The sequence below is a fragment of the Timaviella obliquedivisa GSE-PSE-MK23-08B genome, from assembly GCA_019358855.1.
Taxonomy (GTDB): Bacteria; Cyanobacteriota; Cyanobacteriia; order Elainellales; family Elainellaceae; genus Timaviella; species Timaviella obliquedivisa.
In genome coordinates, this window is record JAHHII010000001.1 from 117,281 (window position 1) to 134,169 (window position 16,889).

At 48.7% G+C, this 16,889-nt stretch carries 11 protein-coding genes; 3 read left to right on the forward strand and 8 right to left on the reverse strand.

What is annotated here, in order from left to right:
* The first annotated feature begins 91 nt into the window (after positions 1-91).
* Entirely contained in the window at positions 92-925 is an 834-nt protein-coding gene (locus KME11_00575; protein ID MBW4513701.1) for an ion transporter, read from the forward strand.
* 326 nt (positions 926-1,251) lie between these two features.
* On the opposite strand, the gene KME11_00580 is transcribed toward KME11_00575, so the two are convergent.
* The 7 genes from KME11_00580 to KME11_00610 form a co-directional block, all read right to left on the reverse strand.
* Complete coding sequence (locus tag KME11_00580) at positions 1,252-4,362, reverse strand: leucine-rich repeat domain-containing protein (GenBank protein MBW4513702.1); 3,111 nt, start codon at positions 4,360-4,362, stop codon at positions 1,252-1,254.
* 221 nt (positions 4,363-4,583) lie between these two features.
* Complete coding sequence (locus tag KME11_00585) at positions 4,584-5,267, reverse strand: class I SAM-dependent methyltransferase (protein ID MBW4513703.1); 684 nt, start codon at positions 5,265-5,267, stop codon at positions 4,584-4,586.
* A gap of 79 nt (positions 5,268-5,346) precedes the next feature.
* Positions 5,347-6,705, reverse strand: coding sequence for an amino acid permease (locus KME11_00590; protein ID MBW4513704.1), 1,359 nt, complete (start codon positions 6,703-6,705; stop codon positions 5,347-5,349).
* Positions 6,706-7,415: 710 nt separating this feature from the next.
* Complete coding sequence (locus KME11_00595) at positions 7,416-7,997, reverse strand: dCTP deaminase (GenBank protein MBW4513705.1); 582 nt, start codon at positions 7,995-7,997, stop codon at positions 7,416-7,418.
* Positions 7,997-8,530, reverse strand: a complete 534-nt coding sequence (locus KME11_00600) for a P-loop NTPase family protein (GenBank protein ID MBW4513706.1) — start codon at positions 8,528-8,530, stop codon at positions 7,997-7,999. The genes KME11_00595 and KME11_00600 overlap by 1 nt, the downstream gene beginning before the upstream one ends.
* Positions 8,531-8,744: 214 nt before the next feature.
* On the reverse strand, positions 8,745-9,122 hold the full coding sequence (locus KME11_00605) for a type II toxin-antitoxin system RelE/ParE family toxin (GenBank protein MBW4513707.1): 378 nt from the start codon (positions 9,120-9,122) through the stop codon (positions 8,745-8,747).
* Complete coding sequence (locus KME11_00610) at positions 9,094-9,681, reverse strand: DUF4065 domain-containing protein (GenBank protein MBW4513708.1); 588 nt, start codon at positions 9,679-9,681, stop codon at positions 9,094-9,096. Before KME11_00610 ends, KME11_00605 begins: the two co-directional genes overlap by 29 nt.
* A 172-nt stretch (positions 9,682-9,853) precedes the next feature.
* Here KME11_00610 and rph point away from each other — a divergent pair, with 172 nt between their 5' ends.
* Positions 9,854-10,606 (forward strand): ribonuclease PH, encoded by a 753-nt coding sequence (gene rph, locus KME11_00615; GenBank protein MBW4513709.1) that lies wholly within the window; start codon positions 9,854-9,856, stop codon positions 10,604-10,606.
* Between the two features lie 124 nt (positions 10,607-10,730).
* Entirely contained in the window at positions 10,731-15,518 is a 4,788-nt protein-coding gene (locus KME11_00620) for a translocation/assembly module TamB domain-containing protein (protein ID MBW4513710.1), read from the forward strand.
* Here KME11_00620 and KME11_00625 read toward each other — a convergent pair.
* The gene (locus tag KME11_00625) at positions 15,515-16,876 is read right to left on the reverse strand and encodes a cobyrinate a,c-diamide synthase (protein MBW4513711.1); all 1,362 of its coding nucleotides are present in this window, start codon (positions 16,874-16,876) and stop codon (positions 15,515-15,517) included. The two genes, KME11_00620 and KME11_00625, sit on opposite strands and share 4 nt — an antisense overlap.
* Positions 16,877-16,889: the final 13 nt, after the last annotated feature.

A 16,889-nucleotide genomic window follows, 5' to 3' on the forward strand; every position in this document is an offset into this window, starting at 1 on the left:
TAAATTGCTTTGGATAAATATGCCTTAAGCGAGAGAGTGAATTCTTCTGCTATCCGACAGAGTTAGGTAGAACAGATAGGTGGCGCGATCGATGAGTAATCCAGAATTGCCTCAAAAATATGTCCTTGAGCAGCAGCGCAATGAAGTTTTGCAACAGCTTGAGGACTGGCTTGACATTCCCATGCTGATCTTCAGCTTTATCTGGCTGGCACTGTTTATCATTGAACTAATCTGGGGACTAACTCCCCTACTAAACGCGTTGAGCGTCACGATCTGGATCATTTTTATCCTTGATTTTGGGCTAAAGTTTCTCCTGGCTCCTCGCAAACTCAGCTACCTGAGACAAAAGTGGTTAACTGTATTGTCCCTGATGTTGCCTGCGCTGAGAACTCTCCGAATCATTCGGGTGCTTCGAGCATTGCAAACAGTCCGTGCGGTCAGGGGACTGCGGTTGCTTGGAGTGATGACCCGGACAAATCGGGGCATGCGTGTCCTGGCTGCCAGCATGAATCGACGGGGTTTTGGTTATGTTGTGGCACTGACCGCGATCGCCATTCTAACTGGAGCAGCAGGCATGTACGCCTTCGAGCAAGACGCGCCTGACTCCGGCATCCCTGACTATGGCACTGCCCTCTGGTGGACGGCAATGTTGATCACGACAATGGGTTCGGACTACTTTCCCAGAACACCGGAAGGTCGAGTTCTGTGCTTCGTCTTGGCAGTGTACGCCTCTGCCGTGTTTGGCTACGTCACCGCCACACTGGCAACATTTTTTATCGGTCGAGACGCGGAGAATCCGGAGGCAGAAGTTGCCGGAGGCAACACGTTAGCACAGCTTTCCGCAGGAATCGCCGATTTGCAAGCAGAAGTTGCAGCACTGCGAGCAGAGATTCAACTATTGCCGCCGCAGGAGAAGGCAAAATAGGAAGTGCGATTGCTCGTGTCGTGATGAGGCGACCTATCAAAAACGAACGAAATAAAGAACGAGGGGTTTAGTCATGGCGTTAGTAGACTTTGGCTGGAATGTCATTATCAGTTATGGGAAAGTTTGAAGTTTGAAGACGTTGCTGAATGCAAGTACGATTTACCCTCAGCCCCAACCCTTCTCCTGGGGAAGAAAGTAGGCGAACAGACTACAGAGGAAGCGATCGAGACTCATTATCGCAGAATTTGCTAACCGTCAAAGTGGGCTTTTAACGTGATGGTAGCATCGTTCTGTGGGTTAAGGATAGACTCTATATGATCGGGAGACTATGCGTTAATTTTTTGTTCAACTGCCTGCAATAATTCCCTCAAACAGTCCTCTAAGGTTGCGCCTTGTGTCATGTCTAAGTTGATAGTTTTCATGTCATAGAGGGTGGCGGTGAGTGTATCTATGATGGCTCTTATTTTGGTGTAAAGATTGAGTTCTGTTTGTGCTCTAGGCAGGTTAGCTGAGGATTTTAATTGTTTTAGTTTAGTGTCTAGGGCTTCAATTTTTTGATCCCAGTAGCTCACATAGTCCATGCTATCTATCACGTCATAGATTTTGGCGCTGGGTAACACAACAGGAAAGATGCGATCGCGCAAGGCTTCATTATCATGTGCGTTCTCAGCAATATTGACCAGTTCATACATGCAGTTTCTTTTCTTTAAATACTCGTCACTAATTACGGTAATAATGCATTTTCCACGTCCTAGCCATTCCATAAATTCTTTAGCACTAGCCTTGAATTTAAGATCGCGGATATCGCGGATAATCGTAATCCCTTGAGACTGAAAATATTGATCGAGAGTGTGGGCGATCGCCTCACTTTCCCCCTTGTCCCAAGCGTAAGAAATAAAAACTTCTCGTTCAGTTAGGCGGCGATCGGGAATGCCCAGATCCCAAAGATTTTGAGAATTATGAGGATCTGAAACACGGCGTTCTCTTCGCTCTTGGATTGGCTCGACCCCATCTAACAATTGTCTTAAGTTAACTTTGCGTTTTAGTTTACCAATGAAATAGGTTTGCTCTCCTGCTTCTTCTGCACTAATTAAATCTTCACAGTTTAGTAAGATGGGTGGGTCTTCCTGGTAGAGCAAGTATTCGGTGATGCCCAAGCGAGGAATAGTTCTATGAATTTCATCAAACTGGCTACGAATGATGCTTAAAAAGCTGCGACGGGTCGCAGGATTGCCTTTCACACGAATAGAGATGAGTTTATCTTCGCGATCGGCACGAATGAGAGCAGGATTATCTCGTTCTTTAAGAACAACGCCGCTACGCCAGTAGGTACGTTGACTAATTTTACTATTCATACGGACAATAAAACGAGAAATAATACTGGGTGGCAACACGTTGTAATGATATTGAAAGGTCAGAGAGCCTTCCCATTCTCCGGTGTAGGGTTCTTCTTTGGGAAGGAGACCAGGAATCAAAAATTTCTCATTAGAGAAACCATCTAGGTCAAAGCAGAGATCAAACTTGCGCATGATGCCAATGAGAAAACTATGTTTGTCACGAGGATAGCGATGAGAATCAAGAATGTTCAGCAAATGAGACTGGTTGAGAATTCCATTATGAACTGTGAAGAGTTCACTATTGTTAAGGATTTTGTAAACGCCGTTAGTTACCCATTCAGGATTGAGGACATTGGTATCGGCGAATTCTGGGCTGAGGCGAATGTCGTCTTGAAAATTAAGGGCAATGCCCAGGTTATGGAGCAGATGCAGCAGATCAGTTTGGCTTTGGCTATCGAGAACATCAGATTGAAGGCAGACTTGCTCGTAATCGTGCCGTGAAAGAAAGTCTTGAGTGCGTTTTTCGAGTTCTTCTTTAACGGTGAACCAGGTTTGGGGCAAAGGTTCGTGGAGATGGGGGAGTTGGCTAAGCTCTTGGATCAAGGTGGCTTTGAGGGTAGTAATACCTTGGTTGGCTTTGCAAGAGGTTTCGAGAATGGCGTGAAGGTTGGGGTATTTTTGGCTTAAGCCGCGTTGATCAATGTCAAGAGGTTGATGATCACATTGGTTGCCGACGAGAATGATAGGCGAGTCGCCGCCAAAGCTGGCAATAATTTGCAGCCAATATTCAAGCTGGTTTTGAACTTCACTTTGGCGGCAGTCGATGACGAGCAGATAAAGGCTACGTTTGCTTAGAAAAAACTGGTGGGTAGCGTGCATAATTTCCTGTCCGCCAAAGTCCCAGAGGTTAAGCTGTACGCTTTGTTGATTGACTTCAACATTCCAGGGTTGGATGGTAATGCCAGGAGTTTTGTTCTGGTAAGGATCGAAGCTATGACCTAGAAGTTGGCGGAGCAGGGAGGTTTTACCAACATCACCTTCACCTACAATTAGCACTTTGGCTTCGTTGAGAGGGCGGCTAGGTTGGGTGCGAAGTTGGAAGTAGTAGTTGAGAATGGTGGTCGGATCGCCGAAGTTACCCCAGTTACCTAAAATTTCGGGTGGAATAGATAGCTCTGGATTGGCGGTTAGATCAAGTTTCTCTAGCTTGGTGAGATTGCGGATATCCATGGGCAAGCTTGTCAGTTTATTTCTACTCAGGTAGAGCGTTGTCAGGTTCGTGAGTTGCGCGATCGCATCGGGCAAGCTCGTCAACTGATTGCTGCGGAGATGAAGCGTTGTCAGGTTTGTGAGTTGAGCGATCGCATCGGGCAAACTCGTCAGATGATTGTTGCCCACGTAAAGCCCTGTCAGATTTGTGAGTTGAGCGATCGCATCCGGTAAGCTTGTGAGTTGATTACCGCCAACATAAAGCTCGGTCAGATTTCTGAGATGAGCAATCGCATTCGGCAAACTGGTTAAATAATTTTCGCGCAGGTCAAGCACTGTGAGGTTAGTGAGTTGCGCGATCGCCTCGGGTAAACTTGTCAAGTGATTTCTGTTAAGCCTAAGCTTCGTCAGATGGGTGAGTTGGGCGATGGTGTGCGGCAGACTCGTTAATTGGTTGCTGCTAAGGGACAGGATTGTCAGGTTAGTGAGTTGTCCGATCGCATCTGGCAAACTCGTCAACTTATTGCTACCAAAGACATCACCCAGATTAAGTGTGGTCAACTGGGTCAGCAGTCCGATCGCATCCGGCAACCTCGTCAGCCGATTACCGCTGAGATCAAGCGTGGTTAAATGAGTCAACTGTCCGATCGCATTAGACAAACTCGTCAGGCGATTACTGCCCAAGGAAAGCACTGTGAGATTGGGGAGGTAAGCGATCGCCTCCGGTAAACTGGTCAGTTGATTGTAGCTAAGGTCAAGCCCAGTCAGGTGGGAGAGTTGAGCCATCTCTGGTGGCAGAGTCGTCAAACCTCGATCTGAAAGATTCAGTTTAGTCACGCCCTCTTTGGCAGCGCGATCGATAATCTGTAGAAGCTCGTCAGGGGTTATCATTTACACAATATCCCCTCAGACGTTGATGAAAGCAAGAAGGGCTTGCCCCATCCCCGACCCTTATCGCCCTAGAAAAGAGAATGTGGGGTTATGATTGGCGATCGAACTGTTCTTGATCCTAAACCACTTGAGTTGTCAAAAGGAACAAGGATCAGAAAAGTTGCGATCGCTGAAACTGCTATTAGACGAGAATTTTAGGCTTTGATTCATCTAGAAAGCAATTACTGAACTGAGTTTTCAGCACCTCTTTCTGGCACTGTCCAATAGTAGATAGTTTTACCGTCCACCTCTACAACCTGCTCCGGTTTCCAGTCACCCATATCGAATGCATGAGAGACAATGCGTGTACCAGGCTGCAATTCATTGAGCAGTTTGGGTCTTAAATCCAAATTCACTTGCGGTAGCAAATAAAGAGTGACAACTGTGGCTTCGCTAAAGTCTGTATCAAATAAATCTTGCTGACGGAACTGAACGCGATCGCTCACCCCAGCCCTTTGAGCATTTTGAGTTGCCTCCTGCACCCGCTGTGGATTAAGGTCTACACCCACGCCACGAGTACCAAACTTTCTGGCAGCCGTGATCACGATCCGTCCATCTCCGCTGCCAAGGTCATACAGCACATCATCCTTATTGACATTGGCAATTCGCAGCATTTCGTCAACAACGACTTGAGGAGTGGGGACGTAGGGAACATCAAGTTCAGGCGGTTGAGTTTGAGGAGTTGTATTTTCAACAGGGGCTGGATTTTGGGCAGGGGCTGAATTTTGGGCAGTTTCAGCCGTCGATTGAGCCGGACTCGTTTGTCCACGTACTTCGGCAACTGGTGTTTGGGTGCATCCCACAATACCTAAACCCACAATGCCGAATCCGGTAACAAGTAGCCGCAACATAGATTGCAATTTCATGATCGTTTCCTCGCTTTTGTGTCTTTGTTGATTCGCTATTTTTAATTTCCACTCCTCACTCAGCATTACACTCTCGGAATTAAGGATACTTTTGACGATGCCATTGAATGAATGGAATCCCTAAGGCAACAACCCCTATCCCGACGATCGCACCAACGCCTGTGTAGACCAAACTGGAATATAGCAAGTAACCACAGGCAACACAGAATAGGATGGGTAAAACCGGATACAGCGGCACCCGAAAAGGTCGCAGTTGATCAGGATCTCGAACTCGGAGCACTAACAGTGAGAGGCTGCTGAGCAAAAAGAAAAACCAAAAGATGGGAGCGGTATATTCCACCATTGTTTCAAACCCATTGCGGGTAATGGTGCCCAGAAGAACTAGTGCCAGGGCAATCGCTCCTTGCAACAAGTAGGCAGTGGTTGGTGTGCTAGGACGCTCTTGCCAAAGCCCCAAAAACTGAAAGCGCGAAACATCTTGCCCCAGCGCATAGTTGGTGCGTGCTCCGGTGAAAATAGTAGCGTTGATCGAATCAAGGGTGCAGGCTGCAACCAAGAGGCTAATCAGCACAGATCCCGGCTCTCCTAACGCTTGCCGCATCAAATCTGCCGCAACGGCTTGGGATTGTGCCATGCCTGCTACTCCTAATCCCTTCAAATATGCCAGGTTGATTAAGAGGTAAAGCACGGTAATAATGCCAATTCCCCAGAGGAGCGATCGGACAATATTGCGCTGATAGTTCTTAATTTCGGCAGAGATGTATGCCGCTTCATTCCAACCGCCGTAAGACAACAGCACAAACACCATGGCTAATCCCCAAGAATTAGAAGCAGGCGCAGCAGGAGTAGGCGAGGAAGCAGGGGGCGTTGCTAAGGTTAAGCCAATGACGATGACCAGCAATAACCCTAACACCGTTGCCATCGCCAGCCAGTTTTGCACCCGTTTGCTGTGCTTCAGTCCTAGAAGGTTGAGGGCTGTGAGTAGCACGATCGCTAGGGCAGCATAAATCGAAGGCGAAAAAGCTCCTAGGCGAAATAACTGGGACGCATAATCTCCAAACACAAAAGCCAGGAGAGCGATCGAGCCAGTTTGAATGACAGTCATTCGTGCCCAGGCAAACAAGAAGGCGATGGGTTGACCAAACGCCCGTTTCAAGTAATTGTAGCTACCGCCAACGTGAGGATATGCTGTTGCTAATTCTGCATAGCACAGTGCCCCCATAAACGAAATGATTCCGCCAACCAGCCAAACTTGCAAAATACCAGTTTGGCTTTCAACATTAGCCGCAACTAATGCTGGAGTTTCAAATATTCCAGCACCAATCACTAGACCTACAATCAGGGCGATCGCATCAAGCAATCCTAATGAGCGTTTTGGGGCAGGAACACCGATGTCTGCGGTTCGTTCAAGCAGATTTGGTTGCTTAGTTAGACTCACAGCATCACCTTTCTGTTATTGAATGGGTCTTCGTTTTCATTGAAAAACTGTTTGTCTGTCTTGAAATGTCTCAGCTTTAAGCAAGCCAAAGATCCTGTGCGTTACTCCTTTTAGAAAGAGCCTTTGAACAGGAGAATGCTATTCTCTGACTTTGATCAACTAAACACTTTGATCAACTAAACTTTAATCAATTAAGGTGAATGCATTGCACAAAACACTTCTGTGTTTATCCGTGCTGACCGTACTGCGTACAGTTAAGATAAAACGTTGACTTGAGTTAAACGTCTTTCGGAAGTTAGATGTCTATTTCTCTCTTTAGGCTATTTCTTTTTCCAGTATGTGAGAGCACGAAAGCAGGTCTATACCCTCTCTGCTCACGTCCTTTGGTAGGATCATTTAGATAAACGGTATCTCCCCGACTGGGGAGATACAAATTTTCTCGTGCTACCAAACTTCATTTCCTACTGCTATGCCACTGTCAATCTCGGTGTAAAGATTTTCTGGTGTGATTCCTTGAATAAGTTCATCAAGTGAGTAACGCTTTCGGCTTCCAGGCTTTATCACTAGCATTCCATCTACTATAGTGAGGTCTATCTCAGTGCCTTCAGCTAAGTGGATTTATTTAGCTAAATTCTGTGGAATACGAATAGCTAAACGATTCCCCCACTTTGCACCGATCGCCCTCATAGCCTAAGTCTCCATCGCGCTTACTAAACCCTCGCCAACGTCACCTTCTCCACCTGATCTTGATACTTACCATTGCGATCTTCATAGCTCACGGCACAAGGCGCACCTTCCAAAAACAGCAGTTGCACAATGCCTTCATTGGCATAAATCCGGCAGTCTGCACTGGAAGAATTAGAAAACTCTAGCGTTAAATGTCCTCGCCATCCCGCTTCAGCCGGAGTTAAATTTGCAATTAAACCGATGCGAGCGTAAGTGCTTTTGCCAATGCAAATTACTGTTACATTATCTGGTACTTTTAGCTGCTCTAATGCCACACCTAAACCGTAAGAATGAGCAGGAAGAATAAAGTATTGCCCGTTCCCATCAGTGTGCAGCGTTGCGGGTTCTAAGTTGGCGGGGCTGAAGTTTTTGGGATCAACGACTGTGCCGGGAATATGTTTGAAGATACGAAACTCTGAAGCCGACAAACGCAAATCATAGCCATAGCTGCTTAAGCCATAGGAAATAACAGGTAGCCCATCCACTCGCCGCACTAACTGAGGCTCGAAGGGGCTAATCATGCCGCTTGCCGACATAGTAGTAATCCAGGTATCGTTCTTAATCATTAGGGGCGATGGCTCCGGCGAAGTTCTGTGATTTGGTCTGCGATATCGAGGATGGCTTGGGGCATTTCGGGCCCTGTCAAAATCACATCGACTTGGGCAGGACGGTTTTTTAGGAAGTCTAGCACCTCAGCCTCTGAGATTAGCCCTAAGTTAATTGCCAAACTCAACTCATCTAACACCACTAAACAATACTGGTTTCTAGCCACGACTTCTTGGGTATACTCCCAAAGCTCTAGCAGCGCGATCGCCTCAGCCTGTTCTAAATGGGGCGTATCTAAGCAGCGAGGCAAATCGCAGCGCACCCACTCTAAATGCTGTCCGAGCTTGACGGGATTGTGAATGCCTTGCCCAATGCCGCCTTTCAAAAATTGCACAATCAGAACGGGCGTACCTTGACCCGCAATGCGCAGCGCTTGCGCCATAACGCTAGTGAAAAAGCTGCGGTGGGGACAGGTGAAAACTTGCACCAATCCCTCTACCGTATAAGGCAAAGAACTGGGGTTACGGCTCGGCGTTTCTAGTTGGGAAACCATGAATTCACTTCCGGGTGCTTCAGGAACAGGCGATGACTAAAGGATAGTACAAAACTCTATGTTTAGACTCAGACTTGCATTAACTAAAGTGAACATATAGAGTAAGATACTCATTTTTTTATCCATCAAACACTACATATACAGAGCCGTCAATAGGCTGTATGTACTAACTTCTTACGACACGTAGCACGGATTGGAGGCGCAAGTTTGCCTATCAACAATCCAAAATTTCTCGAATAACATCCTTCAAGTCTTTGTCTGGAGGACGTTTTGAGAACTGTTCATGGCTGTAAATCCAGAGGAGACGGATAACATAAGTGGACGAGTTGACCAAGTACATCAATCTAAGCTGCCCAGAAGCACCCTTAGAAATCCTGAACTCCAGCTTGTGAAATGTCCAGCCATCGGGCAACTGGATTTTGCTGGGCAGGGGTTCTTGACGAGAACTGAGGGGATAGGGATCTTCAATCATCCCTTCTAAGATGCCTTCAACCATTCCAAGGAACTTTCTTCGATAAACTTTTTCAAGCTTTTTGAAAGAGCGTTGGAATGAATCAGTACTTTCAATCGAGAAGGGAGGTAAGCCAGCCACGCACTTCTCCCTTGACAATACGGGGTGATAACTGGGAACTATCCACATCCTTCAAAATTTCAGCCATGACTAAATCGTAGGCTGGGTGCTCTCGTTCAATAGCTCTGAGTTTCTGTTTTCCTAGCTCCTTCATATCTTCAGGAAGAATTGCCTCAGTCGAGCTTGCATTGGGATGTAAACCCCGACGAGCTTTCTTCCAAGGAAACTCTAAATGAGTCATATCGCTTAAGAGGTAAGCATGGTGTGCGCCAAAATATTCCCATACTTCTTCCAAGAGCGTTACTGCGTCGTCATGGATTTCTGCCAAAAACTCTTTGCTGGGAATAGGAAGTTGCTTGGCTTCAAAATTGCTGTAGAAGCTATAGGCTGGAGGACAAACAGGTCCGTATCGCCACGCCTGAATCTCTTCATTAAATAAAGGTTGTTCGTACAAAGCTAAGTGTAGGCTTTGAGAGTAGTACAAAAGCTTTTGAACCTTCATGTTGGTCATTTGAGCTTCTCTACCGTCCTCATAGGCTTTGACGATAAAGTAACGAGACACGTCTAGACAGCTGACCATGTTAGGACTCGCACGTCAATAATGGATCTTAAACTATAGCAGTTTTTTGTTTGCTACACCTCTAGCATATAGTAAAAAAGATAAGTAGTGCATTTGTACTCAGGCTTGTCTACTTCATTCATGTCCCGTTCCCCGCTATCCTGATTGAGTTGAAACTTTAAGGCATATCAACATGGTTTGGCAGCGTCCCGACAATCGGCAACCCGACCAACTCCGACCGATGCGGTTTGAGCGAAACTTTACCAAGTTTGCCGCAGGATCGGTTTTGGCGCACTGCGGCGATACGCAGGTACTTTGTACGGTTAGCGTTCAGCCGGGAGTGCCACGGTTTTTAGAAGGGCAGGGGCAAGGCTGGCTGACCGCAGAGTACCGGATGTTGCCCACTGCCACCCATCCCCGGCACTCTAGAGAATTTATGAAGCTGTCGGGGCGAACGCAGGAGATTCAGCGATTAATAGGGCGGAGTTTGCGGGCGGCGTTGGATATGAAAGTATTGGGTGAGCGGACACTATTGGTGGATGCGGATGTGCTGCAGGCAGATGCTGGGACACGAACGACTTCGATTACCGGGGGCTTTGTAGCGTTGAACGATGCGATCGCCCAACTTTTGCAATCAGGAGAATTGGAGCGATCGCCGATTCGTCATCAAATTGCTGCCATTTCTGTGGGGTTACTCGACGGCATACCCTACCTCGACCTCAACTATCCGGAAGATGTAGCTGCCGATGTGGACTTTAATGTAGTGCTCAATGACGAGCTTAATTTAATTGAATTGCAAGGCACGGCAGAGGAAGGCAGCTATACCCGTGTCCAATTGAACCAAATGTTAGATTTGGCAGAAAAGGGAATTGGCGAAGTGATGGAGTTGCAGCGACAGGCGTGCTCTTTGAGATACCCGCAAGAGGTCGCGTCTGAGATATCTTGAGAAGAACACCATATTTCTGACTTCGGATTGATTGGATTATGCTGACTCCCAAGGAAAAAGGCATTGGGGTAAGATGCTTGCAAGGTAAGAGCCGTGGTCTGTTGGGTGAAAAGGTGAGTGTGACATGACGAATTCTCCGAACTCCGGTCATCAGCCTGAGAAAACACCGAGTCGCAGACGACGTTTTTTAATTCGTGCAGGTTTAGTGACGGGTGGGGTCGTTTTGGTCGGGGCGATCGCCGCTGCGTTATACGTCCGACAATTTATTCAAGAAAGATTAGCGCCATTAATTGCTGAGAGCTTAAGCGACACCTTAAACCGTCCGGTTAACGTGGGCGGCGTTGAGCGGGTTTCGCTGGTGGGCTTACGGCTGGGCGCTTCGGCATTGCCGCCTTTGAAAAATGATGCAGATCAGGTCAAAGTAGAGGCGATCGAAGTTGGGTTTAATCTGCTGGAACTTCTGTGGAGCCGGGATCTGCACTTCGACATTACGCTGGTACGTCCGGATGCCTTTATTGATCAAGATGAAGACGGGCAATGGTTCAAGACGAAAATTACCACGAACGAATCGAATAGTTGGATTACACCCCAGCTTGACGAAATTCGGGTGCAAGAGGGCAGATTGGTTCTTGCCGCAGCGAAGCAACTAAGAAACGACGAGACAGGCGAAATTGAACAACGCCCTGTGCCTGTGTTGACTAACGTAGAAGTGCGCAACGTCAATGGCTCGGCAACGCTACAAGATAAAAATCAGCGAATTAGATTTAATGTCACCGGAAATCCCCAAACGGGCGGGGAAATGCGGCTTCGGGGCGATATCAACCAAACCACAGAGTCGAGAAAGCTAACTGTGGAAGGACAGGGCTTGCTGGCACCCACCGTTAATGTGCTGGTACCTTTGCCCGTAACGTTTTTGACAGGGCGAGCGTCAGGTAAGCTCGATATTACCTTAGGAACGGAAGAAGACCCGCTTCTCCTCAACGGTAGGGTGCGGTTTCGGGATGGGGCAATGAAAATTGGAGCAGTGCCCAACACATTCAATCGGTTGAATGGCACTGTTCTGTTTCAAGATCAGCGGATCACGTTTCAAGATGCGCAGGGGCGCTATGGCGAGATTCCGGCGCGGGTCAGTGGCGGGTTAGACACCGAAAAGGGCTACGACATTTCGATCCAAGTGCCAAAAGTCAGCGCTTCGACGTTATTAAGAACATTTGATCTAAACTCGCCTTTTGCCGTGGCAGGCGTGTTTGGCGGCAACGTTAAGGTATCCGGCGCGATCGCCACCCCCAAGCTGACCGGGGTAGCCACCAGCCTCGAACCTGCAAAGATTGATCAAGTGACCTTTGCTAACGCCGATACTCGCTTTACCTTAACGGCTGACGCGCTAGCCTTCGATTCTATCCGGGCAACGCCGACCAATGGCGGTTTGGTGACAGGCAGAGGCGTGGTACGGTTTGGCGATCGCCAGTCTATCGCGTTCAATTTTCGGGGTCAAGACCTGGCAGGAGATGCGATCGCCAGGGCATACGGTAGTGCTCCCACGTTTACCATTGGTAACGTTAACACCACCGCTCAAATATCCGGCACCTACGACAATATCCAAACTGTTGCCCAATGGCAGGCTCCTCAAGCGACTTATCCAGCGCGAGGCACGGTCAGGGTGAGGGGAGATTTGGTGGAGTTTCGAGATACGGCGGTGCTAGTTGCAGGCGGCATGGTGCGGGGGAACGGTGAACTGCGCCAGGGGCGATGGAATGCGGTGGTACAGGCATCGGGGATTCGGCTGAATCAATTTTCAGCAGATTTACGCGGTTTCCTGAGTGGAACGGGCAGGCTATCAGGCAGTTTGGCGGATTCGAGTTTGGCGGCAATCAAGGCAGAGGGCAATCTGCGCTTTTCAGAAGGAATTGCCTTAATTGATCAGCCCTTAGATACCGCGGTAACCTGGTTAGGCGATCGCCTGCGAGTCAACAGCGCTACGGCTCCCGGCTTTAGCGCCAATGGCTTTGTCTTTGCGCAAGTAGAAGGCACCCCAGAAATTACCAATCTTGATCTGAATGTGCGGCTTCAGGGCTATCCCGTTGCGGCACTGCCCATTCCCACGCCTGAACAAATTGCCTTAAGGGGTAACGCCGATTTTTCTGGAAGATTGACGGGTGCGCTAGATGCCGTGAACGTTGCGGGGAACCTGAGGTTGAATCAGGCAGCAGTTAATCAGGTGGCATTCGAGTCGGCGCTAGACGGGACTTTTCAGTACCGCGCCAATCAATTTACACGGCTTGATGTGCGCGGCGACACCGATCGCATTGCGTTTGATTTAGATGGCACTAACCGCCCTAAATCTTTCTATGTGCAGCAAGGAGACACGATCGCCACGGGCAGAGGGCAGGGCGATCGTTTGCTGGCTGATCTGCAAAATTTTCCTCTTTCAATTCTCAGTTTTTCGCCTGCTGCGGCTTATGGACTGGGGGCGATCGAGGGTCAACTCAACGGGCGGTTTGATATTAACTTGGCAAACCTGGAAAACCCGACCGTGTTGGGTGAAGTGGCGATCGCCCGTCCGGCGCTGGGCTACATTAACGCTGACGAACTGACGGGCAGTTTTCGCTACAGTAATGGTATTGCTGTTCTTAACCAGGGCGAACTGGTTCGTGCTAACAGCCGCTATCAGCTTTCGGGCAGTTTTAATGCCGCTGCCACGCAGTTTCAGGGGCAAGTGACGACTGAGCAAGGCAGAATTGAAGATATTTTGACGGCTTTTCAGTGGTTTGACCTGTCCGATTTCAACCGGGGTATTAGTCCACCCACCTATGCCAGCGCCGCCGATGTACAAGCCTCAGAAGTGGGTAGACCGGGCGATCGATTCATCAACCAACTCCGCCGCTTTTCCGAAGTCGTGGCACTGCGCAATCAAATGATTGCGGCTCGTCAAGATGCCTCCATCATTCCTGATTTAGCCCAACTCGAAGGCGGCTTTTCGGGCAACGTCAACGTTGGTTTTTCGCCTCAAGAAGGTTTTGCCCTGGACTTTGGCATTGAGGGCAGAGATTGGACTTGGGAAGATTACGACATTAGCCTGGTGACCGCAGGCGGCAGTTTCAGAGATGGGGTTTTGTCACTGCGTCCTTCTCGCATCCAGTCGGGCGATTCCAGAGTAGCGTTTCAGGGGCAAATTGGAGCAGATCAACAAAATAACGGGCAGCTTGTAGCTGAGAATATTCCTGCTGATGCCGTCAGCGATCTTTTAAATTTGAACGTGCCTGTCGAAGGTAATCTTAATCTTAACGTCGGGTTGCTAGGCACCATCGGCAACCCGACGGTCAGCGGTGAACTGACCTTAGTGAATGGCAAAGTTAATAATTCTCCTGTTCCCGATCTTGGTGTTCTCATTGGTTACAACGATGCTCGTCTTACCGTGTTTGGCAAGCGATCGAATCCATTCACATTGGTGGGTGACATTCCCTATAAATTTCCGTTCATGACTGTTGAGCCAAGCAGCGATCAGTTTGCCCTTAAGGTTGATGTAGAAAATGAAGGCATTGCCCTACTGAGCCTATTTACCGACCAAGTGGCATGGAAAGGCGGCGAGGGTCAGGTCAACCTTCAGGTCAATGGCACGCTCCGAACCTTAGCTAATGGCGCGATCGATTTTAGACCCACCGCCACAGGCAGCGCCAGGTTCAGAGACGCTCGGTTTTCAGCGGCTGCCCTGCCTGAAGAAGATATTACTAATGTCACAGGCGATGTTTTATTCGCCAACGATCGCATTCAAGTCCAAGCCCAAGGACTTTTTAGCGAGGGCACGATCGCGGCTCAGGGTGTTCTACCCATTCTCTCTCCCTTGGAGACCACTGATCCAGCAATTAATACCCCTTTATTGGTCGATCTCAGCAATATTGCCTTGCAGATGGAGGATCTATACGATGGTGGCGTAGACGGTCAAGTGATAGTCACTGGCACCGCTTTAGCGCCTATTATTGGCGGAGAGGTTGGGCTAAGCGGTGGGCGAGTGTTCATTCCCGACGCGGCTCCAGTGGCAACTGTATCGGCTGGTGACACGGGCACCATTAGCTCCCCCCGACTCAATAACCTGGAATTGACCTTGGGCGATCGCCTCCGCGTGACCAGAGACCCCATCCTCAATTTCTATGCCAGAGGCAAGCTCAATATTAACGGCTTCCTCGATAACCTCAATGCCCAAGGCACCGTGCTGTTGCGCGGCGGACAAGTTAACCTTTTCACGACTCAATTTAGACTGGCACAAGGCTATGAGAGCAAAGCCGTTTTTGAACCCAACCGAGGGCTAGACCCGATTCTGGATGTCCGTCTAGTGACTTCGGTTCCAGAGGTAGTTCGGTTCCCTGTTCCCGACAATTCTCCCTTCGCCGCCGCAGAAGTCCGAGATACAACCATCAACGACTTTGGCGAAATTCAAACCGTCCGAGTGCAAGCCAGCGTTACAGGTCCAGCTAGCGAGTTTTCCCAAAATCTGCGCCTGACCAGTAGCCCCAGCCGCACCGAATCAGAAATTGTAGCGTTGGTGGGAGGCAACTTCATCAACAGCTTAGGGTCAGGGGGAGATGCGCCGTTGGCGATCGTCAGCGTTGCCGGATCTGCCTTTTTAAGTGATTTCCAAAACCTGATTGCCAACACCATTGGTCTCAGCGATTTCCGCATCTTCCCGACCACGGTTCTGTCTGACAATGCGCGCAGTTCAACGCTGGAGATTGCTGGAGAAGTGGGCTTTGATGTGACTCGCAATCTCTCCGTTTCACTCCTGCAAATCCTCACTGTGCAAGAACCCACGCAGTTCAGCGTCCGCTATCGTCTCAACGATAATATTCTGCTGCGAGGCACAACCAATCTTGAAGGAGATAGTCGAGCGGTAGTAGAGTTTGAGACTAGATTTTAAGACGTTGAATTCGATCGTTCACAATGTTCTAAGAACCTCGTTATTAATTCAGGTCGTACTCCAAAGTGAAGATGGGTATAAGAAGCATGAACTTGATAGCGCTGCCAGCCTTCTGATTTAAGGGCAATTTGCGAGTGATATCCTTGCAAATTAAAAACAGGTTGGGGCGACTCTTGGGCTAACGTGGAGCGGTGAAACTCGTGCCCCCAAAGGCGATCGCCTCTTTCTACCAACGGTGTATTTTGCAAAACAGTCGCCTGCCGATAGCCCAGAGTCAGACGGTTTCCCATCGTTGCCGTAGCTGGGAAAATGCCGACCATCGGGTAAGACTGTTCTGAGAAATCGACAATTTGCTCACACAAATACATGAGCCCCCCGCACTCGGCATAGGTCGGCATTCCGGCTTGAATAGCAGCTTTTACAGCTAAACGGGCCGATTGATTTTCGACTAATTCTGCTGCGAAAACTTCAGGGAAGCCGCCGCCAAAGTACAAGCCCTGTGTACCTTTGGGAAGATGTGAATCTGTCAGAGGACTCCAGGTCAGAAGTTCTGCGCCCAGATGTTCGAGCATTTCCAAATTGTCAGCATAATAGAAATTAAATGCTGAATCTTGAGCGATCGCCAGCCGAATCTTAGATTTTAACCCCTGAAATTGAGAGGGTGCGACAGACGCGGATTGATCACACTTTAAAAGCGGTGTTAACTTCTCCCAATCAAAACAAGTTTCGCCTAAATTAGCAAGGCGATCGAGAACGGGCTGAAGGTTTTGTAGTTCGCCACTGGGCACTAAGCCTAAATGGCGATCGGGAATCACGATTTCTTCCTGACGACGGAGAACGCCTAAAATCGGTAGGTTCAGCGGTTCTAAGGCGGCTGTCAGCAGTTCGAGATGGCGATCGCTACCGACACGGTTCAAGACAACGCCCGCAACCTGCACACGCAGATCGAACGAGCGATAACCGTGGGCGATCGCGGCAATGGAACGCGCCAAACTACTGCAATTCAAAATCAACAGTACGGGCAAATGCAACAATCGAGAAACATGGGCGGTACTGGCAAAATCATCGGCTCCACTCGCTCCATCAAACAGCCCCATTACGCCTTCAATCAGGGCATATTCTGCGTCTTGAGTATTTTTTTCAAAGCATTGTTGGACATATAGTTCGGAGGTTAGAACCGGATCAAGGTTGCGGCAAGCCCTGCCTGTAACGTGGCGATGAAACATCGGGTCGATGTAATCAGGGCCCACTTTGAAAGACTGCACGTTGTGACTGCGCTGTCGCAGTGCCGCCAGTAGTGCCAACGTTACAGTAGTTTTACCAACGCCGCTACGTTCGCCCGCGATCACGATTGCCATGTCATTCAGTATT